20 protein-coding genes are annotated in these 25,973 nt (G+C 36.2%); 12 read left to right on the forward strand and 8 right to left on the reverse strand.

The window, feature by feature from the left end; all coding sequences use genetic code 11:
* Positions 1 to 557: 557 nt before the first annotated feature.
* On the forward strand, positions 558 to 857 hold the full coding sequence (locus B9Y84_RS21040; RefSeq protein ID WP_394334689.1) for a CPBP family glutamic-type intramembrane protease: 300 nt from the start codon (positions 558 to 560) through the stop codon (positions 855 to 857).
* Positions 858 to 916: 59 nt separating this feature from the next.
* Here the strand turns inward: B9Y84_RS21040 and chrA are convergent, their stop codons facing one another.
* A complete protein-coding gene (chrA, locus tag B9Y84_RS07270; protein WP_245830835.1) occupies positions 917 to 2,065 on the reverse strand; it encodes a chromate efflux transporter in 1,149 nt (382 codons plus the stop codon).
* A gap of 33 nt (positions 2,066 to 2,098) precedes the next feature.
* Entirely contained in the window at positions 2,099 to 3,073 is a 975-nt protein-coding gene (locus B9Y84_RS07275; RefSeq protein WP_085516419.1) for an isopenicillin N synthase family dioxygenase, read from the reverse strand.
* A gap of 94 nt (positions 3,074 to 3,167) precedes the next feature.
* On the opposite strand from B9Y84_RS07275, the gene B9Y84_RS07280 reads away from it, so the two are divergent.
* From B9Y84_RS07280 to B9Y84_RS07315, 8 genes are all read left to right on the forward strand, one after another.
* Positions 3,168 to 4,001 (forward strand): phosphopeptide-binding protein, encoded by an 834-nt coding sequence (locus B9Y84_RS07280; RefSeq protein ID WP_085516420.1) that lies wholly within the window; start codon positions 3,168 to 3,170, stop codon positions 3,999 to 4,001.
* A gap of 201 nt (positions 4,002 to 4,202) precedes the next feature.
* The gene (locus B9Y84_RS07285) at positions 4,203 to 5,405 is read left to right on the forward strand and encodes a pyridoxal phosphate-dependent aminotransferase (RefSeq protein ID WP_085516503.1); all 1,203 of its coding nucleotides are present in this window, start codon (positions 4,203 to 4,205) and stop codon (positions 5,403 to 5,405) included.
* 142 nt (positions 5,406 to 5,547) lie between these two features.
* Entirely contained in the window at positions 5,548 to 6,543 is a 996-nt protein-coding gene (locus B9Y84_RS07290; RefSeq protein WP_085516421.1) for a bifunctional heptose 7-phosphate kinase/heptose 1-phosphate adenyltransferase, read from the forward strand.
* A gap of 40 nt (positions 6,544 to 6,583) precedes the next feature.
* Positions 6,584 to 8,407 (forward strand): TrkH family potassium uptake protein, encoded by a 1,824-nt coding sequence (locus B9Y84_RS07295; protein ID WP_085516422.1) that lies wholly within the window; start codon positions 6,584 to 6,586, stop codon positions 8,405 to 8,407.
* Between the two features lie 70 nt (positions 8,408 to 8,477).
* On the forward strand, positions 8,478 to 9,257 hold the full coding sequence (dapF, locus tag B9Y84_RS07300; RefSeq protein WP_085516504.1) for a diaminopimelate epimerase: 780 nt from the start codon (positions 8,478 to 8,480) through the stop codon (positions 9,255 to 9,257).
* A gap of 66 nt (positions 9,258 to 9,323) precedes the next feature.
* The gene (secA, locus tag B9Y84_RS07305; protein ID WP_085516423.1) at positions 9,324 to 12,677 is read left to right on the forward strand and encodes a preprotein translocase subunit SecA; all 3,354 of its coding nucleotides are present in this window, start codon (positions 9,324 to 9,326) and stop codon (positions 12,675 to 12,677) included.
* On the forward strand, positions 12,670 to 13,179 hold the full coding sequence (locus tag B9Y84_RS07310) for an SPOR domain-containing protein (protein ID WP_085516424.1): 510 nt from the start codon (positions 12,670 to 12,672) through the stop codon (positions 13,177 to 13,179). Before secA ends, B9Y84_RS07310 begins: the two co-directional genes overlap by 8 nt.
* A gap of 124 nt (positions 13,180 to 13,303) precedes the next feature.
* Entirely contained in the window at positions 13,304 to 14,494 is a 1,191-nt protein-coding gene (locus B9Y84_RS07315; protein WP_085516425.1) for a M20 metallopeptidase family protein, read from the forward strand.
* An 87-nt stretch (positions 14,495 to 14,581) separates the two neighbouring features.
* Here B9Y84_RS07315 and B9Y84_RS07320 read toward each other — a convergent pair whose 3' ends face one another.
* Positions 14,582 to 15,721, reverse strand: a complete 1,140-nt coding sequence (locus B9Y84_RS07320; protein WP_085516426.1) for a hypothetical protein — start codon at positions 15,719 to 15,721, stop codon at positions 14,582 to 14,584.
* A 343-nt stretch (positions 15,722 to 16,064) separates the two neighbouring features.
* Here B9Y84_RS07320 and B9Y84_RS07325 point away from each other — a divergent pair, with 343 nt between their 5' ends.
* Positions 16,065 to 17,201 (forward strand): Na/Pi symporter, encoded by a 1,137-nt coding sequence (locus B9Y84_RS07325; protein WP_245830836.1) that lies wholly within the window; start codon positions 16,065 to 16,067, stop codon positions 17,199 to 17,201.
* Here B9Y84_RS07325 and B9Y84_RS07330 read toward each other — a convergent pair.
* Positions 17,190 to 17,420 (reverse strand): cytochrome b5 domain-containing protein, encoded by a 231-nt coding sequence (locus B9Y84_RS07330; RefSeq protein WP_085516428.1) that lies wholly within the window; start codon positions 17,418 to 17,420, stop codon positions 17,190 to 17,192. The two genes, B9Y84_RS07325 and B9Y84_RS07330, sit on opposite strands and share 12 nt — an antisense overlap.
* Before the next feature lie 279 nt (positions 17,421 to 17,699).
* On the opposite strand from B9Y84_RS07330, the gene B9Y84_RS07335 reads away from it, so the two are divergent.
* Positions 17,700 to 18,089: an STAS/SEC14 domain-containing protein gene (locus B9Y84_RS07335; protein WP_085516429.1), complete on the forward strand. Its 390-nt coding sequence runs from the start codon at positions 17,700 to 17,702 to the stop codon at positions 18,087 to 18,089.
* Positions 18,090 to 18,181: 92 nt separating this feature from the next.
* Here the strand turns inward: B9Y84_RS07335 and B9Y84_RS07340 are convergent, their stop codons facing one another.
* Both B9Y84_RS07340 and B9Y84_RS07345 read right to left on the reverse strand, forming a co-directional pair.
* Entirely contained in the window at positions 18,182 to 20,491 is a 2,310-nt protein-coding gene (locus B9Y84_RS07340) for a M1 family metallopeptidase (RefSeq protein WP_085516430.1), read from the reverse strand.
* A gap of 24 nt (positions 20,492 to 20,515) precedes the next feature.
* The gene (locus B9Y84_RS07345; protein ID WP_085516431.1) at positions 20,516 to 21,103 is read right to left on the reverse strand and encodes a HupE/UreJ family protein; all 588 of its coding nucleotides are present in this window, start codon (positions 21,101 to 21,103) and stop codon (positions 20,516 to 20,518) included.
* 85 nt (positions 21,104 to 21,188) lie between these two features.
* Here B9Y84_RS07345 and B9Y84_RS07350 point away from each other — a divergent pair, with 85 nt between their 5' ends.
* Positions 21,189 to 21,689: a DUF6702 family protein gene (locus tag B9Y84_RS07350; RefSeq protein ID WP_085516432.1), complete on the forward strand. Its 501-nt coding sequence runs from the start codon at positions 21,189 to 21,191 to the stop codon at positions 21,687 to 21,689.
* A 54-nt stretch (positions 21,690 to 21,743) separates the two neighbouring features.
* On the opposite strand, the gene B9Y84_RS07355 is transcribed toward B9Y84_RS07350, so the two are convergent.
* Both B9Y84_RS07355 and B9Y84_RS07360 read right to left on the reverse strand, forming a co-directional pair.
* Complete coding sequence (locus B9Y84_RS07355; protein WP_085516433.1) at positions 21,744 to 22,622, reverse strand: YicC/YloC family endoribonuclease; 879 nt, start codon at positions 22,620 to 22,622, stop codon at positions 21,744 to 21,746.
* A gap of 89 nt (positions 22,623 to 22,711) precedes the next feature.
* Positions 22,712 to 25,972 (reverse strand): PD40 domain-containing protein, encoded by a 3,261-nt coding sequence (locus B9Y84_RS07360; RefSeq protein WP_085516434.1) that lies wholly within the window; start codon positions 25,970 to 25,972, stop codon positions 22,712 to 22,714.
* Between the last annotated feature and the right edge of the window lies 1 nt (position 25,973).

Here is a 25,973-nt window from a genome sequence, read left to right on the forward strand (position 1 = left end):
ATATTCAATAATAACGACATTAATTATGATTTATAATAATATTTGAATACTTAAATATTTTTTTAAAATCTGTACAATAAGTACTTGCAAGAATGCTTCTCTTAGTGTTGAAGAATTGGCTTTGATCAATAGTAATAGTGTTGATTTGGAAGCTAAGTAAGTCTTGAAATCACTTAAACAAATAGTTAAACTACAGCCCATTTATCTTGAAGATAATGAAATTAAATTATCTCTAAAAATATATGGATTAGGTTTATTAGTATTGGCCATTTTTACCATTTTTAAAATGGTTGCAGCTAATATGGATTATATGAAAACTATGTTCATCCTGTAGGAGTTAATTTGGGAATGATGATTCAGGGTTTAAAATTTTATCAATATTATTATTGACTATAATTTTACATCCTTTCGTAGAAGAATCATCATTTAGGTTGTGGTTAGGTCAAAATCGTATAAGATTTCTATTCGGAATAAGTTTTTGTTGTGTGCTTTTTGGATTGGTCTTGTCTGATTTCCATAAGCGATTTCCAATTTCAACTGAATTATCATTTTATTTGATGTTTTTTATTTTTGGAATAGGCTTAGCCTACATTTTATTAAAATTATTATCTAAAAGTATTAAGATACCCTCTACCTTATTTCTAATTATTATTTCGGCTATTTTATTTTCCTTATTGCACTTAAATGTAATTGGAAAGCAGGATAATTTTTTAGCTTATTTGATTATATTGATTCCTTATTTTATAAAGGGTTATTTTTATGGTTATATCAATTACAGACTAGGTTTTAGATATGCTTTTTATGCACATGCTTTACATAATTTAACATTGGCCTCTATGAATTTAATGATGAGATAAATCAATATAGGTCTTCTTATTAGCTTGATTTCTAAATAGAAACAAAAAGTTCTGATTATTCACCCCAACAAAAACCCAGCAACCAACCCAATCAAAACCACATAAGGAGCTGGAATCTTCGTAAAAAGCAAAATGGCGACAGTACCAATAATCAAACTAAAATTGAGCATGGTATTCTGTACCGGTTCAAATAGTAAGAATATAGCAGCTACCACCATTCCAGAACTGACCGCTGTAATTCCTTCCAAGGAGGCTTTGATAATTCTGAATTTCTTGAGTTGATCCCAGAAACGGATTAAGAAAATCATCATTAAGGTACCTGGGACAAATATTCCAACTGCCGCCAAAAAACCACCTAATATTTCACCCCAAACACCATATTCCCGCATGGAAAGTGCCCCAATATAACTGGCAAAAGAAAAAGTAGGGCCGGGAATAGCCTGCGCTATAGCAAAACCACTCAAGAATTCTGAGGAAGAGAGGTAATCTTTAAAATCGACAAACTCAGTATAGAGAAATGGAATAAGTACCTGACCTCCCCCAAATATTAAGCTTCCGTTCCTATAGAAGTTTTCTAATAAACGAATAGGTAAAGATTGCGTAAATAAACCGATCAGGGCAATTAAAACTAAGACGCTTATCCAGATGATTAAGGCGGTCCATCTGATTTTGATTTTCTCCTTCGCTTCAATAGGCTGATCTTTGTATTTAAAGGCAGTAATAAACCCACCAGCCAAAATTAATGCAGGAAATAAGTAAGGGGAGTTTATCCAGACTGATATTGCTGCTGATATAATTAGTAAAACAACACTAGTCTTAGTGTGAATCACTTTTTTGACTATTCGATAAGCTGCTGCAGCCACGAAGCCCACCGCGATGGGTTGTACAAAAGTCAGAAAGTGAGTAGATAGTTCATTCTCATCTATGTTTGACATTAAAATTCCAAAGCCCGTCATTAATGCTACTCCTGGCAGTACCCACACGAAAAGCGTTAGAAACGCAAAGGGAGCGCCTCCTATTTTGGTCGCAAGTCCTGTTAGAATTTGAGTTGAAGAAGGCCCCGGCAACATTTGACACAGGGCATTCATTTCTATCAATTCTTTTTCAGTCAAATAACCTCTTTTGTAAACCAAATGATCTAAAAAGAAGGCAAAATGGGCAGTAGCACCTCCAAAGGTGGTGAGAGACAGGATAAAAATATCCTTCAAATATATGAGATATCGGATATTTCGAACCACTAATTATTTCTTCAGCAATCCTATTTCAGCTAACCTTTCTTGTAAAAATTCTCCTGCTGTCATATCATCATATTTTTTAGGATTATCGGTATCCACACAGCTATCCAAGCAGGTCAAATCCATGCTCGATTTAGGATGCATGAAAAACGGGATGCTATAGCGAGACTTTTTCATCTGATCTTTAGGAGGATTAACTACTCTATGAATAGTAGATTTTAATTTATCATTGGTCAATCTGGCCAACATGTCGCCTACATTGACCACCAATTGATTAGGCAATGCTGTAATCGGAATCCATTCACCATCTCTTCTTAAAACTTGCAAACCATCAGCACTCGCTCCCATTAGCAAGGTGATCAAATTAATATCGCCATGTTGGGCTGCACGCACAGCATCTGCCGGTAAATCTTCTGGATTTTCAATGGGTGGATAATGGATGGCGCGTAAAATACTGTTTCCATAAGTTACTTCCGAATCAAAGTAACTTTCATCTAGGCCTAAGTAAAGTGCTATGGCTTTCAACATTTCAAAACCGGTTTTCTCCAGTTTTTGGTAAGCCTCTGTAGCTAATTCGGCCAATTCGGGCACCTCTGAAGGCCATAAATTGTCGGGATACTCTTTCTTCAATTCATGATCTTCGGGAACGAATTGCCCAACTTGATAAAATTCTTTTAAATCAGGGACCTTATGGCCTTTTGCCTGTTCCTTGCCTTTGCTGGTGTAGCCTCTTTGTCCTGCCAGCTCTTCCTTTTCGTACCCTTTTTTCTGTTCAGTGGTTAAGTTAAAAAAGTCTTCCACTGCTTTGTATAGCTTTTGGCTTAAGTCATCACTCAAATAATGGCCTTTTATGGCAACAAAGCCAATACTGTTGTAAGCTTCTCCTAGGTTCTTAACAAATTGCGCTTTGGTTTCTTCATTTCCGCTGGTGAAATCCTCTAAATTTAGAGAGGGAATTTCTTCATATAATTTTTTACTCATAACAGTATCGGGGTTAATTGAGTTGATTGTGTAACATATTCACACTACCTTAGTACACTTTAGTAGAGTAAATTAAATCAAAAAACATAAAACCATGAAAAAAGCCACTATAAGATTTAGTATTTTATTTGCGATGGCTACAATTTTTGCTTGTAGCACCGGAAATAGAGAAGAAAAAGCCGAAACTGAAGAGAGTAATTCAACAACAGTGGAGTCTAATGAAATGAGTTCTTCCATTAAGTTGACACCTGTTGAATCGCCCCAGTTTGATGATTCTATGTTGGAGATGTTGAGTCCGATGGAAAACGAAACGAAATTAGAGGAGAACTCAGTAAAGTTTTCTTACAATGTTAAAAACTATACATTAGCTACTCAGACCATAGATGCAGATGTAAAGAATTGCGCAAATTCTGCTAAAGGTCAGCATATTCACTTGATTTTAAATAATCAGCCCTATACTGCACATTATGAAGCCGAATTCACTAAAGATTTAGAGGAAGGACACTATGTTGCACTATCGTTTTTGTCACGCTCGTATCATGAGAGTGTAAAAAGCTATGGGGCTGCGAACATACGTCAGTTTACGGTAGGAAGAGAGCCAAAAGAGGAGGAAATAGCTGATTTGTCGGATCCTCATATGTTTTACAGCCGTCCAAAAGGAACGTATACCGGTGAAGATGCAAAAAAAGTATTATTAGATTTTTATCTGTTGAACACCGATCTGGCTTTGGATGGTAATTCAGTACGTGCGACCATCAACGGGCAGGAATTTATGCTTGATAAATGGCAACCTTTTTTCATCGAAGGACATGAAATGGGTGAAATGACTATTAAACTCGAATTGCTTGATGCAAAGGGAGAATTAGTGCCTAGTCCATTCAACCCTGTTGAAAGGACTGTAACTCTGAAAGAAGGAGACGCTTCTTAATTTTATTTGAATTAGAATTCAAACCCGCAGGTTTTTTGAAAAGCATGCGGGTTTTTTAATGTCCAACAGGCTAATATCTTAAATCTTTTATCTATTGTCTATTTTTTTATTAGCACATCATTGGCTAATTACTTAATTTTAGCGCTGTATTGGGAATGGCTTTTTTGTGCCAATAGAAGAAAAATTAAAAAATAAATGCAAATGAATTATCCGGTAAGCGAACGCATCAAAAATATGTCCGAATCCGCAACTTTAGCTATGGCAGCTAAAGCGCGGGAATTGAAATCTCAGGGGATTGATATTATTAGTTTAAGTTTGGGGGAACCGGACTTTAAAACTCCAAAGCATATTCAAGAAGCGGCTAAGAAGGCAATTGATAGCGAAAAGTATTTTGCTTACCCACCAGTTTCTGGTTATCAGGATTTACGTGAGGCGATTGCCAATAAATTGGAAAAAGAAAACGGTATTCCTAGTTCACCAGATCAAATTGTGGTTTCCAATGGCGCCAAGCAATCTATAGCTAATTTGATGCTGTCTTTGTTTAATCCTGGTGATGAAGTAATAGTTTTTGCCCCATTTTGGGTGAGCTATGCAGAATTAGTAAAATTAGCAGGAGCAACCCCTGTTTATGTAACTGGAACTCTTGAAAATGATTTTAAGCCTACGGCAGGACAATTGAAAGATGCCATAACTGACAATACAAAGGCCGTTTTGTATTCGTCCCCTTGCAACCCAACAGGAAGCGTTTTCTCCAAAGAAGAATTAGAGAAGTTAGCTATGGTGATAAGGCAGTATGATAATATAGTTGTCATGTCTGATGAGATATATGAGCATATTAATTTTGGAACTGAAGGGCATGTAAGCATGGCTTCCTTGCCGGGCATGGCGGAGAGAACCATCACTATAAATGGTTTTTCAAAAGGCTTTGCCATGACCGGCTGGAGAGTTGGATATATATCTGCTCCTTTACCGATAGCAAAGGCAGCCACAAAAATTCAAGGGCAAATTACATCCGGTAATTCATCTATCGCACAAAGAGCAGCATTGGCAGCTATTACGGAAGATTTAAAACCTACGATGGATATGACTAAAACATATCATAAGCGCAGGGACATGATGCTGGAATTACTAAAAGAAATGCCTGGAGTGGTGACCAATGTGCCAACAGGTGCCTTTTATATCTTCCCTGACATTAGCAGTTTCTTCGGGAAATCTGATGGTGAAACTAAAGTGAACAATGCAGATGAATTGGCGATCTACATTTTAAAGAAAGCCAATGTATCAGTAGTAACAGGATCTGCTTTTGGAGCGCCAAATTGTATACGAATTTCCTATGCAGCTTCTGATGATGAACTGACGGAAGCGATGGCTCGGTTGAAAAAAGTATTGGCAGAACTAAAATAATTAAGCTTATTTTATCAAAATCTGTCAAGCTTAAATGGTGAAAGCTTTCAATATCGGAATATTAAATAGCATAAGCCTGACGGGTTTCTTTATCAATATAGATTAAGCGAAAGTGAAATAATTTTATATAGAATTTATACAAATGGTCATTAAGGGTATTCCTGATCTTTTTAAAGCATTTCAAAAACTAAAAGTATTAGTCATCGGTGATGTAATGATTGATGCCTATATCTGGGGCACAGTTTCCAGAATTTCCCCGGAAGCACCAGTTCCTGTTGTAAATGTAAAACATCGAGAAAAGAGGATGGGCGGGGCAGCCAATGTTGCTCTTAATTTACTGTCATTAGGTGCTGAACCGATTTTATGTGCCGTTTTAGGGGATGATGAGGAAGCTGATATTTTTGAAAGTTTACTGGACAAAAGAAAAATCACCTCTAAAGGGATCATTAGAAGTAAAGATAGAATTACGACTATTAAAGAAAGAGTACTTTCTGGTTCGCAGCATTTGCTAAGGGTTGACTCCGAAAGTCTGGATCCCTTAAACAAGGTAGAAGAGAGTCTTTTGCAAGAGAAAATATCTGAATTGATCCCAGAAGTGGATGTCATTATTTTTGAGGATTATGATAAGGGCACTATTACTTCTACTATAATAAAGCATACCGTTAAAGCAGCTAAACTGGCAAAGAAACCTATAGTTGTGGATCCTAAAAAGAATAATTTCTTTGAATATGAGGGTGTTGATTTATTTAAGCCCAATTTAAAAGAATTGAAGGAAGGGATGAATGTTAATTTTGATCATTCTGATCAGGCAATTCTAAAGACACAAACCCAATTGTTAAGGGAGCGATTATCTTCCAAAATGGTGATGACCACCTTATCTGAAAAAGGAGTTTACATACAATCGGAAAATGAAGACTTCTTAATCCCCGCATATAAAAGAAGTATTTCGGATGTGTCAGGTGCAGGAGATACGGTCATCAGCATTGCAGCGCTTTGTATGGCTTTGAATTTAAAAACTGATTTTGTAGCAACTTTATCAAATTTGGGTGGTGGCATCGTCTGTGAAGAATTGGGGGTGGTCCCAATTGATGCCAAAAAGTTGGAAGTAGAAGCAATAAAGCATAATTTACAATTATAAATAAAGGCAAGTAAATCTAAAGCCACGCGTTTCTAACAGAATGAAATTTTCAAAACTCAAAAATGCTGTAACAGAATGGTTAAATAATGCCATTTACAATAGTAGAAGCGCAGTTCTAAATACACTGGTTTCATTAAAGGCTTTTATCTGGTTAACTGCGGCAGTTTTGTTGTTTTTTGTTTTTGGTTTTGAAACAGAATCGAATGAGTTGGAGCAAGTGTTTTTAGGGCTTGATGTGGTCTTGATTATCTATTTCTTCTCATTCTTAATTCGTTTACTCTATGAGTTCCGTAGGACTGAGTTTCTAAAATCTAATAAACTGGAGGCCTTTTTAGTTTTTATAATTATTCTGAATACTGTCAGTAATTACTACTTTGACAATCAGTTAATAAAATATTTAGCGGAAACGCTAGGTTTCAAAAACTACCAAGATGCTTATCTCACTTTTATTACGTTCTATTTCTTAATATTAATAGTCTATGAATTTATAAAAGCTAGCACGGTCTTGTCTAAATTGAAAACAAAACCTGCCAGAACTTTTATTTATAGTTTTTTACTTTTGATAGCATTTGGAACTGGAATTTTGATGCTGCCAGCAATGAGTGTAAAAGAAGGGTCAATGCCTTTCATGGATGCACTTTTTACGTCTGTAAGTGCGAGCTGCGTTACGGGGCTTATAGTGGTTGATACTGCTACATATTTTACCATGAAAGGCCAGTTTGTTATCATGATATTATTCCAATTGGGCGGTTTGGGGATCATTTCATTTACCTCTTTTTTTGCCACTTTTTTGAAAAGCGGAGTAGGTATTAAGCAACAATTAATGCTGCAAGATTTTCTGGTAAGTGAATCTTTATTTTCTGCCAAAGGATTATTGAGGAAAATTATCGGGATCACTTTAGTCATAGAGATTATATCATTCCTTCTAATATTTTTTAGCTGGGGTGAGAATGTAGTATTTAATTCCATGGGTCAGAAAATATTCTTTTCGGCTTTTCATGCAGTCAGTGCATTTTGTAATGCTGGATTCAGCTTGTTTACTAATGGACTTTTCGAGGATGGTGTAGCAAACGGATATATTTTACATATCATAATTGCATTAACTCTGATCTTGGGAGGACTAGGTTTTTCTTCCATAAAGGATTTATTCTCAAGAAAAAATTTAAAAGATCGATTCCAAAATCCTTGGAAGGACTGGAATTTGAGCACAAAAATAGCCGTTTATACATCTTTGGTGCTTTTAGTTTCAGGAACTGTGGTTTTTTATCTTTTGGAAAGGGGGAATACCTTAAGTGAACAGAATTTTATAGAATCTTTGATCACCAGTTTCTTTCAATCAGCCACTGCCCGTACAGCCGGCTTTAATACGGTCGATATAGGAGCCTTGCGTACTCCAACGTTAATTGTAATCGCTTTTTTGATGTTTATTGGAGCTTCATCTGGGTCTGTAGGGGGTGGTATTAAGACCTCAACATTTTATTTGTTAATAGTTTCAGTTTTTGCAACGCTGAGAGGAAGATTGAAAATTGAAATTGACCGAAAGTTTATACCAAAAGAATTATTGTTCAAAGCCTTGTCGATTTTTTTCTTTGCAGCTTCTCTAAACCTGATCGGTATTTTTATTCTTACCATCACAGACAGTGATTTTACATTAATGCAATTGATCTTCGAAGAAGTATCAGCTTTCGGAACTGTAGGGTTAAGCACAGGGATTACAGCTGACCTTTCCTTTGCAGGTCGAACTGTAATTATTCTCTCTATGTTTATCGGTCGTGTAGGAACCCTTACTTTTGCCTTAGCTCTAAGTAGTAGGAAGTCAAGTAAAAGCTACAAATATCCTAAGGCTCATTTGATGGTAGGCTAATCTCTTATAAATTCAAAGTGCCATTCTGGCATAAGAAATTCTTTGGTGTTATTTTCGCTTAATGGAGCATATGGCAAGTATTGAATTTTATAAATACCAAGGGACTGGAAATGATTTTGTTGTGGTAGATAATCGCTCCCAAAAATTATATAGAAACGATAAATCCATCGCTCAAAAGCTTTGCGATCGTAAATTTGGGGTAGGTTCTGATGGGTTGATTTTAATTGAAGACCATGAGGAATATGATTTTGAAATGATATTCTTTAATCCTGACGGCTCACAAAGCATGTGTGGGAATGGTAGTCGTTGTGCCGTTAAATTCGCTCAATTTTTAGGCATCATTGGTAATCAGACTACATTTTTATCTACTGATGGAGTGCATGAAGCTTCTATAGATGGAGATATTGTAAGATTAAGCATGCAGGATGTGGCTCAAGGAAAAATCAATACTTTTCCGGAGCATTTTACGATTAATACAGGTTCGCCTCATTATGTTATTTTTGCCAGTAACATAAAAGACAAAAATGTAAAAGAAGAAGGTGCATCCATTCGTTATAGTGAGGAATTTGCAGTGGATGGAATCAATGTTAATTTTGTAGAGAAGCAATCTGAAAATAAGATTTCAGTGAGGACTTATGAACGTGGCGTTGAAGATGAGACTTTATCGTGTGGAACAGGAGTCACGGCATGTGCAATAGCCCATGTATTACACGGAGGAGCTTCACCGGTGCAAATAGAAACTTTAGGAGGTCAATTAAGTGTTGAATTTGAGTTGGAAAAGAGTAGTGCAAAAAGGGTCTGGTTAACAGGACCAGCAAAGAATGTTTTTAAAGGTGAAATCGAACTTTAAAAATTAAATAAATCATAAAAAACCGTGTAAATTAGCACATATTTTAAATTATTACAGCAAATAAGTATGCTTGACTTTATAGCCAAAGGATTAACAAAAGTTTTCGGAACGAAATCTGACAGAGATATAAAAGAGGTACTTCCTCTAGTAGAGCAAATCAATGGTGAATTTGCCAAATTAAAGGATTTATCACATGATGAATTAAGAGCTAAAACTGGTGATGTTTTAGAAAGAATCAATCAGTATTTGAAAGATATTGATGATGAAATTGCTGCGCTTCACACTAAAGTGGACGAAAATCCGGATATGGATTTGCATGCTAAAGAAGAAGTCTTTAATGAAATTGATGCATTAGAGGAGAAAAGAAATGAAAAGCTGGAAGAGATACTTTTAGAAGTACTTCCTGAAACTTTTGCAATTGTAAAAGATACTGCCCGGAGATTTCTAGAAAATGAGCAATTAGAAGTGACGGCTTCTATGTTCGATAAAGAAATGTCTGGTAAGGCGGAACACGTGAATTTAAAAGGAGATAAAGCCGTTTGGAATAATTCATGGAAAGCTGCAGGAAATGAAGTGACATGGAATATGATGCACTATGATGTGCAGTTGATCGGTGGTATTGTGCTTCATAAAGGAAAAATTGCAGAGATGGCAACCGGTGAGGGTAAAACCTTGGTGGCTACTTTACCGGCTTTCTTAAATGCCCTAGCTAGGAGAGGGGTTCATATTGTAACAGTAAATGATTACTTGGCAAAACGTGATGCTGAGTGGATGGCACCAATTTTCCAATTCCATGGAATTTCTGTTGATTGTATTGATAATTTCAAACCAAATTCAGAAGAAAGAAGAAAAGCTTATCAGTCTGATATCGTGTACGGAACCAATAATGAGTTTGGCTTTGATTATTTGCGTGACAATATGACGCGCGAAACGAAGGAATTGGTGCAAGGGAAGCATCATTTCGCTATGATTGATGAGGTGGATTCTGTTTTAATTGATGAAGCTAGAACTCCGTTGATTATTTCTGGTCCTGTGCCGAAGGGGGATGTACATGAATTTGATTCTTTAAAGCCTAGAATTGAAAAATTAGTGCAAGAGCAAAGAAAATTAACCGCTGACTTCCTACTAGAAGCTAAAAAACTCATTAAAGAAGGAAAAGAGGATGAAGGTGGATTAGCATTATTTAGAGCTTTCCGAGGCCTACCAAAACACAAGCCTCTCATTAAATTCTTGAGTGAGCAGGGAATGCGGCAGATTTTGCAAAAAACGGAGAATATCTACTTAGCAGATAATTCTAAATTAATGCCAGAGGCTGATGAGCCTTTATTGTTCACCATTGAAGAGAAAAATAATAATATTGACCTTACGGAAAAAGGAATTGACTTAATCACCAGAGATGATGAAGATGCAGGTTTCTTTATTTTACCGGATATAGGTGTAGAAATTTCTGAATTGGAAAAAGATGAGTCTTTAGCCGATGAAGAAATCTTGGAGAAAAAGGATGAATTAATTAGAGATTATGCTGTGAAAGCGGAGCGTATTCACTCTGTCAATCAATTATTGAAAGCGTATACACTTTTTGAAAAAGATACTGAATACATTCTAGTAGATGGTAAGGTAAAAATTGTTGATGAGCAGACGGGTCGTGTGATGGAAGGAAGGAGATATTCAGATGGTCTCCACCAAGCGATTGAAGCTAAGGAAAACGTGAAGGTGGAAGATGCCACGCAAACTTATGCGACTATCACCTTGCAGAACTATTTCAGAATGTACCATAAATTGGCCGGTATGACGGGTACTGCCGAAACAGAAGCTGGTGAATTCTGGGATATTTACGAATTGGATGTTGTGGTAATTCCTACTAACAAGCCGATCGTAAGAGATGACCGTCAAGATAAGGTTTACAAAACGGTTCGTGAAAAATTTAATGCGGTTGCGGCTGAAATTGAAGAAATGAGTAAAGAAGGAAGGCCTGTGCTAGTGGGTACTACTTCCGTTGAAATTTCAGAAATTTTGAGTCGAATGTTAAATATGCGTAAAATCAAGCATCAAGTCTTGAACGCAAAGCAGCACGCCAGAGAAGCGGATGTAGTAGCTGAAGCTGGTAAACCGGGAACAGTGACTATCGCCACTAACATGGCGGGTCGTGGTACGGATATTAAATTGGCTAAAGAGTCTAAAGAAGCAGGAGGTTTAGCTATTATTGGTACTGAAAGACATGAATCACGAAGGGTTGACAGACAATTAAGAGGTCGTGCCGGTCGTCAAGGAGATCCTGGTTCATCACAATTCTTCGTGTCCTTAGAGGATAACCTAATGAGGATGTTTGGTTCTGATAGGATTGCTAAATTGATGGATAGAATGGGATTAGAAGAGGGGGAAGTTATTCAACACTCCATGATTTCTAAATCTATTGAAAGAGCACAGAAGAAAGTAGAGGAAAATAACTTTGGCACTCGTAAGCGATTGTTGGAGTATGATGATGTAATGAACTCTCAAAGGGAGGTGATTTATAAAAGAAGAAAAAATGCGCTTTATGGTGAGCGATTGCAGTTGGATATCATGAATATGTTATTCGATACCTGTGAAGATATCGTGAACAATTCCAAGGCAGCGGATGCTTTCGATGACTTTAGGTTAAGCATATTGAGCACTTTCGGTATTGATTTCGAAATTAACAAAGAGGATTATGAAGTTTCAAAACCTAATGAGCTCACAGAAAAATTATATAATCATGTCTATTCTGCCTATAAAGCCAAAAATGACAAGATAAGAGAGAAAGCATTCCCTATTTTGAAAGATATTTCTAAAACTAAGGGAGCTACAGTAAAAGAAGTGATGGTGCCTTTCACGGACGGTAAAAAGCAAATTGGTGTGGTGACAGATCTGGAGAAAAATCTTAACACCGAGGGCCAAGAACTGATCCTTTCCATGGAGAAAATATCAACACTCGCTATTATCGATGAAAATTGGAAAGAGCATTTGAGAGAAATGGATGACTTGAAGCAATCAGTTCAAAATGCTGTTTATGAGCAGAAAGATCCCTTATTGATTTATAAATTTGAAGGGTTTGAATTATTCAAGAGATTTATTGGTAAATTAAATGAAGACACTAGTTCCTTCATGATGAAGCTGGATTTACCAGTTCAGGATAGTTCTCAGGTACAAGCAGCAGCTCAAAGAAAGCAACAGCAAAATTATAAAGAAAGCAAGGAGGAATCTGGTTCTGTACTAAGCGGAGGTCAAAATAAAAATAGGCCACCGGTTGAAAAACAGATGCCTGTTAAATCTGAAAAGATAGTGGGTAGAAATGATAGAGTATCTGTTCAATATCAGGATGGAAGCGTCAAGAAAGATGTGAAGTTTAAGACTGTCGAAGAAGATGTTAAAAGCAATAAATGTGTTTTGTTAGATGAATAAATTTGGAAACAGCATAGCGTTTTTATTATTTGGGTTTTTTATAATCGGCTGTGTGAGCACGCAGCAAACTTCCACGGCCAGTAAAACTTACAGTGAAGATCTTAGTGAGTATCGCCCTAAAGTCGATACTGCCTTTGAAATGGAGAATCAGAAGAGTGGTTTCAGAAAGACTAGCAAAGATTTTAGAGCTGAGGCAGATGTAACAACGCTTTTAAATAGAAAGCTAGATACATTAGCTGAAAGCAATAAAGAGATTCGCTATATAAATGGTTATTCTATTCAGGTTTATAGCGGTAGCAGCAGCTCTGATGCTTATGCAGCAAGAGATACTGCTAGAGTAGTACTGCCCGAGATCAGAACTGATGTTGAATATAAACAGCCGATTTATAAAGTAAGAGTAGGTAGGTTTACTGAAAGATTAGAGGTTCAAAGGACCTTATTAAAATTAAAGCCTAAGTTTCCAAGTGCTATTTCCGTGCCTCAAAAAATCTATATTAATTAGAAACGCTTGAAATCTCGCAGCTTTGATACTTATCAGCGAGATACAAGATTTCGGATACCTCAATATTTTTGAAAAATGGAACTCGGTAGGCACTTACTTCTCTTATAATAGATAAAGAAATATTATGGATTTAAAATCAGAGATTCAATCACTTGCAAAGTCGCAATTTGAAGAGATAAAGAACATTCGAGAGCATTTGCATCGTAATCCTGAATTATCTTTTGAAGAGTTTGAAACTGCTAAATTCATCAGTAAAACCTTAACGGACTGGGGGATTAAGCACCAAACAGGAGTGGCTGAAACGGGTACAGTGGTTTTAATCAAAGGTAAAAATCCAGATAAAAAAGTAACTGCGCTTCGGGCAGATATCGATGCCCTTCCTATTACGGAACAGAATGATGTTCCTTATAAAAGCCAGAATGTTGGAGTAATGCATGCTTGTGGGCATGATGTACATACTTCCTCTATGCTTGGCGCAGTGAAAATCCTGAACCAATTGAAAGAAAATTTCGAAGGAACCATTAAAGTGATTTTCCAGCCTGGTGAAGAAAGAGTCCCTGGTGGAGCTTCCAAAATGATCAAAGAAGGGGTCTTGAAAAAGCCCGATGTTGATAATATCATTGGACAGCATGTTATGCCTTTAATCGATGCCGGTAAAGTAGGATTCCGAAGCGGCATGTATATGGCCAGCACAGATGAACTCTATATGAAAATTATCGGAAAAGGAGGGCATGGTGCTATGCCTGAATACAACGTGGACCCGGTAATTATCACGGCAAATATTTTGGTAGCCCTTCAGCAGCTTGTAAGTCGTTATTCAAGTCCTAAAATCCCAACCGTTTTGTCTTTTGGTAAGATTATCGCAGAGGGCGCCACGAATGTTATTCCAAACGAAGTATACCTAGAGGGAACTTTTCGTACCATGGACGAGGAGTGGAGGGCTGTTGCACATCAGAAGTTAAGGAAAATGGCAGAAGGAATGGCCGAAAGCATGGGAGCCAAGTGCGAATTAGAAATCCGAAAAGGATATCCTTTCCTAGTGAATGAACCGGAGCTAACTGACAGAGCAAAAGCCAATGCCATAGAATTCCTAGGCGAAGAGAATGTGGAGGATCTGGATTTGTGGATGGCTGCCGAAGATTTTGCTTATTTCTCTCAAGCTACTGATGCTTGTTTTTATCGCTTAGGCGTTCGAAATGAAGCCAAAGGGATTAATTCATCTGTACATACCCCGACTTTCGATATTGATCCTGTCGCTTTAGAAACCGGAATGGGGTTAATGGCTTGGTTGGCTATTAAAGAGTTGGGAAGCTAGCTAGAATAGAGATTAATTAAAATAAGAAAGCCCGCATTCAAAATTTGAATGCGGGCTTTCTTATTTATTATTCTTTTAGTAATGCTTTTAAAACAAATTCATAAATTCATTTACAATCTGATCTTGGAATTTTTTGTTTACACCAATGGCAAGAAGAACGGATAAAACTAAGCCGATGGTAGCATAAAGAAAATCTCTTCCTACAATTTTACTTGCTCTTCTAATATTTTTAATTCTCTTTTTATAACGCTTTTTGCTGATGGCAATCGCTACTTCTCTACCACCTAATAATCCGATAAATACCCAAGTTGTACTAATTGGGACGGTACTGATGACTTTGAAGTAATAGAGCAGGATAGCATATACAAAATCGACTATTGTAGCCGCTCTGACATCAGTAACCCCTGCTTTTTCATTGACAATACTTTGAATTTTATCTCCTTTAAGGAAAAACAAAAGCCCCATTCCGATAAATATAAAACCGGCAAAAGCAATGAATTGATAAATATCTAAACTTCTCGGAAGAAATACTGCAATGTTTGCAGCATCTTGAGAAACCCATACTGACCATAAAGCCCCACTAATAATCCACTGAACAGGGGTCCAAAATTTCGCAGGTTTTTTACTTTTGAAGTACTTTGAAACAAACTTTGAAACAATGAACCAAACAAAAATAGCAGTTACAAAAGCTAAAAGATAGCCTGTCAAACTTTTCCCTAGCATTGCACCAATAGAGGATGCTTGAGTTGAAAAGGCACTTAATAGCAAAAAGGTTGTAGAAACCGGCATCCTAAACCGGGTCAAAATCAAAAGTAGGATGGGTGCTGCTAATTGTAAGAAACTAAAGGAAGTTGGAGCCTTATCAAAACCTTTAGTAAGTAGTCGTTGGCTTGTCACATCGCCATCAAAAACCACCCAACTGTACCCAACTGTAGCTAGGAAAATCAAGCCCATGAATAACCATAGAATCCACCAGGGTTTTTTGCTGTTGGAAGCTATAAATGTTCCGATAGTTTGAATACTGTCATTGGCAATAGCTGAATAAGCAGCTAATCCAAAACCAACCCACATCGCTATTTGAGGATATGGACTTATAATTCCACAGATGAAAGTGAAAATAGCAATCATGGTGATGAAAGCTTTTTCCTTTTTAGCTATCTCAAAGGTTTTGTAAGTAACTTCAGAAACTGTATTTCTGTTGTACTTAAGGAATGGTTTTTTAGCCATAAAAAAATTGATTCAATATTGTCGTTTGACAAAATTATGTTTCAGGGACAAAGCTAAGTATTCTTAGTGAAAGAATGAGTTAAAAAATTGTTAACAATATTACCCGTATGTTAACTGTAGTCAGAACACTTATTTTTTTGGTCTAATAACTAGAAACAATGTTAAGTTTAAGTTAACTGCTGTCATATTTAATTCTTAACAATTGCTTTACTTTGTAAACGCTATTACTAATAAAATTGCAGTTAATTTTGCATTTTACTTTACTCTAAAGAAATACTAAGTCATCAATAATCCAGTGCTACATAATGATCCCAAATGGCAATCAACCTTCAAGAGGTTTATATTGATTGCATCCACTATCTTTTTGTTTCTTTTAGCAATAGATTTTATAGGGTATTCATTTAGGTTACTGAACAAGGATATCGCTAATTCCATCATAAACCTTACAGCTAATCCTTTTATAAGTCTTTTTATTGGTTTACTGATAACAGCTATAATTCAGAGCAGCAGTACCAGTACTTCCATGATTGTGGCGATTGTAGCATCGGGCTCACTTGAATTTTCTGATGCGATTCCAATGATAATGGGAGCAAATATTGGAACCACCTTGACCAGTACCTTAGTTTCTCTAAGCTTTATTACAAATCGTGATGAATTTAGAAAAGCGATTGGAGCAGGTGTAGTTCATGATTTTTTTAATATTCTTGTTGTAGCTATATTGTTTCCCCTAGAATATAATTATGGCGTATTAACTAATCTTTCTTCGGAAGCCTCTAATTTTATATTGGGAGCAGATTATGTGGCGCAGAATACCGAGTTTAGATACTTTCTCTTCACTAAGCCCATTGTTCTCTTTATTGGCGATTTAATCCCTTATCCTGTTATTTTGGCTATTGCATCTTTTGTAATGTTAGCCATAGCAGTAAAATTTTTATCTAAGACCCTATATAAATCAATAACAGGTGGTTCTAGAGAGTTTCTTCAGAGGTATTTTTTCGGAAGTCCATACCGTTCTTTTTTCTGGGGAATTATATTTACAGCAGGTGTGCAGAGCAGCTCCGTTACAACTTCTGTAATCGTACCATTTGTGGCGACAAGAAAGATCAGTTTGAAGCAGAGTTTTACTTTTATTTTGGGGGCCAATATCGGTACTACTATAACTGCACTGATTGCAGCACTTTTTAAATCAGAAGCAGCTGTGAGTATTGCATTGGTCCATCTGTTTTTTAATTTAATCGGAGTATTAATCTTCTTGCCCTTTCCTTTCATTAGGAGTATTCCGGTGAGAATGGCTAAATCTTTTGGTCGATTAGCAATGAAATTCAGGATTGCTGGTTTCGTTTATATAATACTGACATTCTTTCTTATACCTTTTATTTTGATTTCTTTTAGTAGAGAAGGAGAGGAAAGTGCAAAACCAGAAATTGAAATGGAAAAGGAGTTGCGTGAACCTGATAGTCCTGCTGACTCATTCAACTAGTTTTCCTATAGCCTTAAGCCTAGAAAATACCTTTTCAGTATGCGGAGCATCTTTTAGCTCATCGGTTAGGTCTTGGCCTGACCAATGTTCATAGTGTGTTCCATTTTTCCAAAGTTTCGAATTAGTGGCGTCATAAATAATCCCCTTGTAAGCTACCCAGATTTCATCACGATCTTGACCATTACGTAAGGCCAGCTGTTGTGCGCTGTATTCTTTCATTAACTCTTTTTTTAAAATTAAAATTAATCAATACAATATTTTATTACATAGCATTTCAGGGAAACATTCAGAATAAAAATTTGAATTTATATGATTTAAAGAAATGATATAGCTTATCCTTGGCTAGTAAAGTGTAATTGCTTTTAAGCTTAGTTGATCAACAGGCTAGTTTTATTGAAAATAGTAAAAAGGACTACTTCTGTAACTTTAGTTATCAGCTAACTAAAACTCTGGAAAAAGAGTCAGCTACTTTTGCATTGTATAAAAAATTATAGGAATATGTCAATTTTAGTCTCTCAATCAGAAAAAGCAACCATAGAAGAAGAACTTGATGTTCAAGCAGCCATGATTACTTTTCATGGAAGTTTGAAAAGTGAGGAATATCGTGCAGCAATGTTAGCAAATTACGATTTATGTAAAAAGCCCCAAATTAAAAACTGGCTGCAAAATAATATTGACGCAGGTATTCTATCATTAGAAGATCAAAAATGGGTTTCTGAGTCACTGATTCCTAAAGCTGCTCAAGAGGTAGATAAAATTGCAGTGGTTGTTTCAAAAGATGTATTTAGAAAATTTGCAGCCAAAAATATTTTGGATAAGCAAAAGGGAAAATTAAATTTTCAATATTTTAACAGCTTGGAAGAGGCTAAAGATTGGTTGAAATCTTAAGAATATTAGTATGTAATAAATAGTGTTTAGTTTAGGTTAACAAAAAAGGCAGGGGTGGTTCCCTGCCTTTATTTTTTAGCTATTTTTTGCTTTTATTTATTCCTGCTCATTTCGTTATCTGCAGGAGATTGACCTCTTGGTGTAGAATTCCTTCTTTGATATAATTCAAATTTATTAGGAATGTTTCGCGGCGGCCAGTAGTTGTTTTCTTCATCTACATCCGCAGTCTCTCTTTTAGGGTCCACTTGAAATTGTACAATCTCTTTTTGACTAATGATTACTTTAGTGGCGGTATTTTCTCTTTTCCTCCAGATTTCCGCAGGATATTTAAAAGTTTCTTTACTTCCGTCAGAGTAGGTCGCCTCAATAATAATTGGCATTACCAATCCTCCTTTGTTTTCGTACTGAACTTCATAGAAGTTATAGCCACCATCTAGTAGGGCTTCTTCTTTTTCAGTCAGAGAGGCTCTAAAGGTTTTGTAAGCTTTTCTGTCATCGCCATCCACTTCATAAGGGTCGTAACTGTTGTAGAAATCTTTCAGCTCAGGATGTTTTTCAACCACAGTTTTGATTCCCTCTTCTTTGTTTTTATCAGGCGTTACGTGGTAGCTTTCTTCTTCTGCTCTCTCACTTTTGATCTTATTTTCAACATCAGGATTTTGAGAATGTAATTTGTACCACTCTACATCTTCAATAGCGATGTCAACATGGTTTACAGAATAGAACCAGCCTCTCCAGAACCAGTCTAAATCCACTGCAGAAGCATCTTCCATAGTTCTGAAGAAATCAGTAGGAGTAGGGTGTTTGAATGCCCATCTTTCGGAAAAAGTTTTAAATGCTTTATCAAAAAGCTCTCTGCCCATTACAGTTTCCCTTAGGATATTTAGTGCTGTTGCTGGTTTTCCGTAAGCATTATTACCAAACTGAATGATATTTTCAGAATTGGTCATAATTGGTCTAATATTGCTTTTATCTCCTTTCATGTAAGAAACAATATTTCCAGCTGGACCTCTTCTACTTGGGTAGTTAGGTTCCCATTCTTGTTCTGCCACAAACTGTACAAAACTATTCAGTCCCTCATCCATCCAAGTCCACTGCCGCTCATCAGAGTTTACAATCATAGGAAAGAAGTTATGTCCTACTTCATGAATGATTACGCCAATCATCCCGTATTTAGTTCTGGCTGAATAAGTACCATCTGGAGCGGGTCTTCCGTAGTTGAAGCAGATCATTGGGTATTCCATTCCGTTGGCTGCTTCTACTGAAATAGCTACCGGATAAGGATAAGGAATGGTCATTCTGGAATAAACTTCTAAGGTGTGAGCAACTACTTTAGTGGAATATTTATCCCATAGTCCCCAAGCTTCCTTTGGGTAATAAGACATGGCCATTACGGTTTTGCCTTCGATATCAACACCCATCGCATCCCAAATGAACTTGCGAGAAGAACCAAAGGCAAAGTCACGAACGTTTTCAGCATGGTACGTCCATGTTTTCGTTCCTTTTGCTTTATTTTTCTCTGCTTTTTCAGCTTCTTTTTTAGTGACAATTAAAACAGGATCATCAGCAGTTTTTGACTTTTCCCATCTTTCTAATTGATCAGCTGTTAACACTGCATCTGCATTTTGTAATTCACCTGTTGACGCTACTATATGATCGTCAGGAACGGTTATGTTGACTTCATAATCTCCAAAAGGCAAAGCAAACTCACCGCTACCTATGAATTGCTTGTTTTGCCATCCTTCGAAATCATTATAAACAGCCATTCTGGGAAACCATTGCGTAATGGTGAAGACGGTATTTTCATCCTCTTCAAAATAATCAAATCCACCACGACCTCCCATTCTAGCTCTGTCGTTTATGTTATAAAACCAGTCAATAGAGAAAGATATTTCTTCTCCGGCCTTCAAGGGTTTTTCTAGATCAATCCGCATCATAGTATTGTTGATGATATATTTCATATCATTGCCTTCAGCATCTACCAGCTTTTGTATTTTATGTCCACCATCATAGTCAGGATAACCCATCATACGATCGATTTGTCCTTCACTCGCTCTGTCTGGAACACTATTTTCGTCTACATCATAAGACATGCTGTTTTTTGCACGCATATTTTGATCTAACTGCACCCACAAATAAGTTAGCTCATCGGGTGAATTGTTAGTATAAGTAATGGTTTCTGATCCAATAATTTGATTTTTTCCTTCGTCTAAGGTAACATCAATTTTATAATCGGCTTTTTGTTGCCAATACATATGGCCGGGTGCACCAGAGGCTGTCCTATAAACATTCGGTGACCTCAACATATAATCTAATTGCTCGAATTTGCCTTGGTTTTGATACTCTTGCGCTGTTGCTGCAAAAGCAAAAAATGCCAAAAAGGCTGTAAATATTCTTTTCATATCTAGTTTAATTTATTGTACTACTTACCAAAATTTTGTTTCCATCATTATTGTTACAGCTATTCCTGCAATGGCACTGGAAACAATCAGCACCCAATCTCTTCTTTTCATCCCGAATAGGTCTATAAAGATAAAAGATAAAATTAAAAAGCATACGACAATGATGATTTGCCCTATTTCCAGACCTACGTTAAAGGCTAATAACTCCATTACAATTGAACTGTTTTTACCTAGGATGGCTTTGAGATAATTGCTGAACCCCAATCCATGGATAAGTCCAAAAAGCAAGGCAAATATGTAGTTTAATTGCATGCTTCCTGTGCTTTTCAAATCCCGTTCTTTTTTGAACAGATTTGCAAATGCTGTAATGAAAATGGTGACAGGAATTAAAAACTCTATTAGCTCTGGTTTAATCACTACATAATTTAGTGTGGAAAGGGCTAGCGTAATAGAGTGGCCAATTGTAAAGGCAGTTATTAAAATCAAAACCTTTCTCCAGTCTCGTATCAAATATATTGCAGCAAGTGCCAACACGAATAAAATATGATCATATCCGTTAATATCCAGTATATGGTCAAGTCCTTCTAGAAAGTAGGCTTTAAAAGTTGACATATTCTTTTATGTAAAATTTAGAATTTTATAGTAACAAACCATAATATTACCATAATTTTGCAAAACAGTCACTAGACTTTTAGAAATGTTATATAGCAATTTTATTATCGGTTTTTTATGGGTGTTTAGCGGAATGCTTCATCCCTTTTACGTTTCCATCACTGATCTGGTGTATAAGGAAGATACTAAATCCGTTCAGATTATGCATAAAGTATTTGTGGACGATTTTGAGCAAACGTTGAACAAACATTATAAAGTAAATCTGGATATTCTAGCTATGGAAAGCACTGCTGAAATTGATGAGATGGTGAAGGACTACTTCTCAAAGCGCTTTGCTGTAGAAATTGATGGAAAACAAGAAGAAATTATTTATATCGGAAGCGAATTGGAAGAAAACGTACTATGGATATATCAGGAGATCTATAAAGTGAGAAAACCCAAGAGTTTCAAAATCACAAATACGGTTCTATTTGATGAATTTGATACGCAATCTAATTTGGTTCATACCGATCTAGGTGGGAAAATCAAGACTTTGAGACTGACAGAAGGTGATGGTACGCAGCTGGTGGAGTTCGAGGTCTACTGAAAATGGAAATTGGTAAGAAGAAGTATACGACTCTTCTTCTTACCAAAAAATCCCTTATAGGACATTCAATGTCTGCTCCTTAATTTTCTCTAGTTCTTCCTTCATTTGAATAACCTGCTCCTGCAAATCAGAATCATTGGCTTTAGAACCTAAAGTGTTGATTTCTCTCCCTATCTCTTGGCTGATAAAGCCTAGTTTTTTACCGTGCGACTCGGCTTTGCTTTTTAATGTATCTAAGAAATATTTTAGATGAATTGATAATCGCTCCACTTCTTCATTTACATCTAATTTTTCTGAATAGTAGATTAACTCCTGCTCCAATCTTTCCTGGTCATAATCTACAGATTGAGTCAGTTCTTTAATATTATTTTGCAGTCGTAATCGAATTTTTTCCATTCTCTTTGGTTCGATTTCCTTGGCTTTTTCCAGTTTATCAGAAATAGCAGTAATGTAGCCGGCTAAAATATCGCTCACTGTCTTGCCTTCCGCTTCTCTAAACTCACTGCAACTATCTAAGGCATCTTTCAGGGTATTAATTATCAATATTTGATCTTCCTCCTTTAGTTGATCATCTTCATATTTAACGATTTCTGGTGCTTCTAATGACATTTTCATAATGTCATGGAATTTTCTGCCATTCATTTCCTCTAACTCGGAAAGTTTTTCCAAATAAGCGGAGAAAAGCTCCTGATCTATATTCGGTAGCGCCAACTGTTTGTTTTTCTCAGAGACTTTAAGAGACACTGATGCTTTTCCTCTTATCAGCTTTGTGGTAATTAGGTTTCTGACCTCAATTTCTTTTGCATTTAAAACCTTTGGAAGTTTTAAGGATAAGTCTAAAAATTTTGAATTGAGTGTTTTGACTTCTACCTCAACTGAAATGTTATCGTTTTGTGCTTCAGCAATGCCAAAGCCAGTCATTGATTTGATCATGAAATTCTAATGTGTGTTTTTATATTTTCACCTAAAAATGTATGTATTGATTACCAGTCTAGTCTATTATGTTTCCTGAATAAATTCTTTTAAAAATCATATCCAATACTTAGACTTAATTTGGGGTCCTGAACAATGTAATCTTCTATAGGATATGCGTAATCAAGTCTAACATAATAGCCTAAGATAGTGGTGCGTAAACCTAAGCCAAGCGAAGATAGCCAAGGGTTTTTGTAATTTCTAATGACAGCCTTAAAATTATCAGTTTCTATGTTCTGGCGGTTGATGCTATTGTCTTGATCCCAGGGGCTTCCTCCTAACCAAGCTGTCCCTATATCATAGAATCCGATCAGTTGAAAATTTCTAGCAAAGTTTGAACTCATTGCATTATTACTCAATACTCTGAAGATTGGGAATCTTAATTCATTACTTAATAGGACTACGTTTTTACCACTAAATTCATTTAGTTGAAAGCCTCTTAGGCCCGTAACAAATTCATGAAAAAGAATATTAGAATTAGTTATTGGACTTTCTGCAGATGTTAATGCCAGGGGATTTTCCTCAGGTGTAAGTTCAGCGCCAGGCGCAGGGTCGTTCACTCTTCTAAACACCCAATTATCAACTCCGCCCAACATATAGTAAGGAGAGTTTTGGCCAAAAAAGCCACCTGCATAAAGTCTACTGGCAAACGTGATCTCACGAAATACTTTTTGATAATTCCTTATATCAACATACAGTTTGCTAAAAGATTCACCGGCATTAAAACCCCCTGTGTAGTTCTCGAACGCAATTTTACCCCTTAGCCCCTGTCTCATATTTAAACCTAGTGGCTCAGAGTTATCATAGATATATTCTATTTTACCACCAAATAACCAGTCATTTTGAAGTGGGTTTTTAGCTAAGTTATTGCTTTGCGTTAGAACGTTAAAACTACTCTCTACATATTGTTGATAGATAATATGGGGCTTTACACTGATTCTGCTGTTGTTCGAGAATGGAAAAGCACCTCCAAAACTAAAATTATTAAGTGCATAAGTTTGATCCGTAAATCTATCGTCTAACTTCGTAGCGTATACTTCTCTTTCAAATCTAACACTATAATCCACCAATCGCTCAAGATATTGATACTCTCCAAAAATGGAACCACTCTTGAAATCTTGCAAAGAAACATCGAACCCACCATAGAATTTATTGTTTTCTCTGAGATCATTCATTTGGTATCTTGAATACATTGAAAGCCCAATTAGTGGATCTATTTTCCAAGATGCTGTAACATTATTAGTGGTGAAAGCAGGTTCATAATCAAAAGGACCCATAAGACTAGCCGTGTTTCGAAGTTTGCTTAAGTTCTTAAGAAGGGAGCTTTCTTCTTTTTCTTGAGCAAATTGTTGCTCTTCAAATTCAAAATTATCAGCATCGAGTTTTGTGGTTGATAGATCCTCTTCATTTAATTTCTTTTGAAGACTAGAGATCGAAGAATCTTGTTTGAAATTCTTATTCGGATTATCTAGGTCAACTTGATTACTTCTACCCGTACTCTGTTTCTTAATGGGTGCAATATTATTTAGTTTTCTACTAAGCTGTACTTGTTTCCTAAGCGTTGAAGGCAAAAATTTAGCCTCATTTGCATCAAAATCCTTTCTGAAGTAAAAATTTTGATCTCCATTTTGGTCTAATACTACTGAAAAGTAATTCAATTCAGGTCTAATATCAAAATTGTGAATTCCACTACCGTAGGAAGTAATTTGCTTTGACGTCTTCTTTTGAAGGTCAAAACGGTAGAGGTTGAAAATCCCAGACTTATCACTCACATAAAATATTGTTGTGCTATCAGGAATTACAAGCTTAGAGCTATGTCCAAAATCTTTGGTTAATTGATTTAGTATATCTGGTTGATCAATATCAAGCTCAAAGAGATTGAAATTCTTAGCTATATCTTCGTAGGTATATTCGGTGGATATGCTATCCTGGTTTCTATTGGAGGAAAATACAATTCGCTTAGTTTCTGGGATGAATGCAGGATGTAGGTCATCAAAAACATCATTTGTTAAGCGCCTGATATTGGGTCTTCCAGTACTAATTAAAAACAAATCAGATTGGGCGTTAATATTGGCACTAACTACAGCAGTTTTACCGTTTGGGTAGATGTCTATTTGATTTACTTGATCAAATCTTCTTAAATCTCTTTTTTGAAATTTATTAGTGTAAGGATCATATAAATATAGAAAATTGACGCCTCGCTCATAGCTTACAATTCCCAAAGTAGTACTATCTCCCCAGTCCATGGCAGGGGCAAAAGTGTCTTCAAATTCTTCTAGACGCCTTTGGCCGCCTTTAAAGATAGTCTTTTCTTTTCCAGTGCTAATTTCACGTAGCTTTATTTTAAACCTCCCTCTATTATTGATAGAGTATGCTAGAAAATCACCGTTCGGACTTATCTTGGAAAAATAATCTAATCCGCTTTGCCAAGGCTTTGATAACTGATTTTTCTTAGAAGGTTCCTCTGTCTTCATATCAGTGTAATCATTGATATAAAAATATCTGTACTCACTTAGAAAAGCTTTAAAAGGAATTCCCAGCGTGTTGGTGATACTTTTTTCCTCGTTTCGAATAATCCTTGTCAAATTCAAGGTGTTGGATATATTTATACGACCGTATTTTTCGGATATAAAATTCCAGATAGATTGCCCTGCTAATTCGGCTTCTTTTCCTTCAAGCTTATCAATGTTTTTTGCAGTATTGTCTACTAAGAAATTCCTAACGAAATCATCCATTTCAGCACTCCATCCATAAGCAATGTAGGCTGCCACTCCACTGATAAACCAATCAGGAACTGTGAATAAAGAGTTGGATTGAAAAACTTCAGACACCAAACCTCCACCAAAAAGCATGTCTTTAACGTAGAGCTTAGATATTTTGTAAATTAGTTCTTCTTTGAAATCTTGATATGACCCAGAGAATGCCAATTCTACATGAGTTTTGAGGAAATTTGTTTGACCACTAATGTCAAATTGAGCCTCGTTTAGGCCAACATTACTTTGGTTATAGTCAATATTACTATTAAACAAAAAGACTTTCGTCTTATTATATGGGGCATAACCCATTATGTCCGTGATGCGCAGGAAGTCTTCCTCTATGTTTTCGGCGAGCTGTTTCGCTAATTTTTGACCACCATAGTAATAATAGATATCAAAATGTGGTGTGCTATAATATTTCCACTCAAAATAGCGGTATTGAATTCTACTTTTACCGTAATTTTCCTCACTATTTTGAGCAAATGTCGAGTAAGGCGTAATCATAAAGATTATACCTGCAATAACTACAAGGCTTTTGAAAAACTTCCAATTCATA

It is taken from the genome of Marivirga sericea, from assembly GCF_900177665.1.
Lineage (GTDB): Bacteria > Bacteroidota > Bacteroidia > Cytophagales > Cyclobacteriaceae > Marivirga > Marivirga sericea.

Coding starts and splice junctions, on each gene's coding strand:
- B9Y84_RS21040 (WP_394334689.1), top strand. CDS start 558: ATGTTTTTTATTTTTGGAATAGGCTTAGCCTACATTTTATTAAAATTA.
- B9Y84_RS07275 (WP_085516419.1), bottom strand. CDS start 3,073: ATGAGTAAAAAATTATATGAAGAAATTCCCTCTCTAAATTTAGAGGAT.
- B9Y84_RS07280 (WP_085516420.1), top strand. CDS start 3,168: ATGAAAAAAGCCACTATAAGATTTAGTATTTTATTTGCGATGGCTACA.
- B9Y84_RS07285 (WP_085516503.1), top strand. CDS start 4,203: ATGAATTATCCGGTAAGCGAACGCATCAAAAATATGTCCGAATCCGCA.
- B9Y84_RS07290 (WP_085516421.1), top strand. CDS start 5,548: ATGGTCATTAAGGGTATTCCTGATCTTTTTAAAGCATTTCAAAAACTA.
- B9Y84_RS07295 (WP_085516422.1), top strand. CDS start 6,584: ATGAAATTTTCAAAACTCAAAAATGCTGTAACAGAATGGTTAAATAAT.
- dapF (WP_085516504.1), top strand. CDS start 8,478: ATGGCAAGTATTGAATTTTATAAATACCAAGGGACTGGAAATGATTTT.
- secA (WP_085516423.1), top strand. CDS start 9,324: ATGCTTGACTTTATAGCCAAAGGATTAACAAAAGTTTTCGGAACGAAA.
- B9Y84_RS07310 (WP_085516424.1), top strand. CDS start 12,670: ATGAATAAATTTGGAAACAGCATAGCGTTTTTATTATTTGGGTTTTTT.
- B9Y84_RS07315 (WP_085516425.1), top strand. CDS start 13,304: ATGGATTTAAAATCAGAGATTCAATCACTTGCAAAGTCGCAATTTGAA.
- B9Y84_RS07320 (WP_085516426.1), bottom strand. CDS start 15,721: ATGGCTAAAAAACCATTCCTTAAGTACAACAGAAATACAGTTTCTGAA.
- B9Y84_RS07330 (WP_085516428.1), bottom strand. CDS start 17,420: ATGAAAGAATACAGCGCACAACAGCTGGCCTTACGTAATGGTCAAGAT.
- B9Y84_RS07335 (WP_085516429.1), top strand. CDS start 17,700: ATGTCAATTTTAGTCTCTCAATCAGAAAAAGCAACCATAGAAGAAGAA.
- B9Y84_RS07340 (WP_085516430.1), bottom strand. CDS start 20,491: ATGAAAAGAATATTTACAGCCTTTTTGGCATTTTTTGCTTTTGCAGCA.
- B9Y84_RS07345 (WP_085516431.1), bottom strand. CDS start 21,103: ATGTCAACTTTTAAAGCCTACTTTCTAGAAGGACTTGACCATATACTG.
- B9Y84_RS07350 (WP_085516432.1), top strand. CDS start 21,189: ATGTTATATAGCAATTTTATTATCGGTTTTTTATGGGTGTTTAGCGGA.
- B9Y84_RS07355 (WP_085516433.1), bottom strand. CDS start 22,622: ATGATCAAATCAATGACTGGCTTTGGCATTGCTGAAGCACAAAACGAT.
- B9Y84_RS07360 (WP_085516434.1), bottom strand. CDS start 25,972: ATGAATTGGAAGTTTTTCAAAAGCCTTGTAGTTATTGCAGGTATAATC.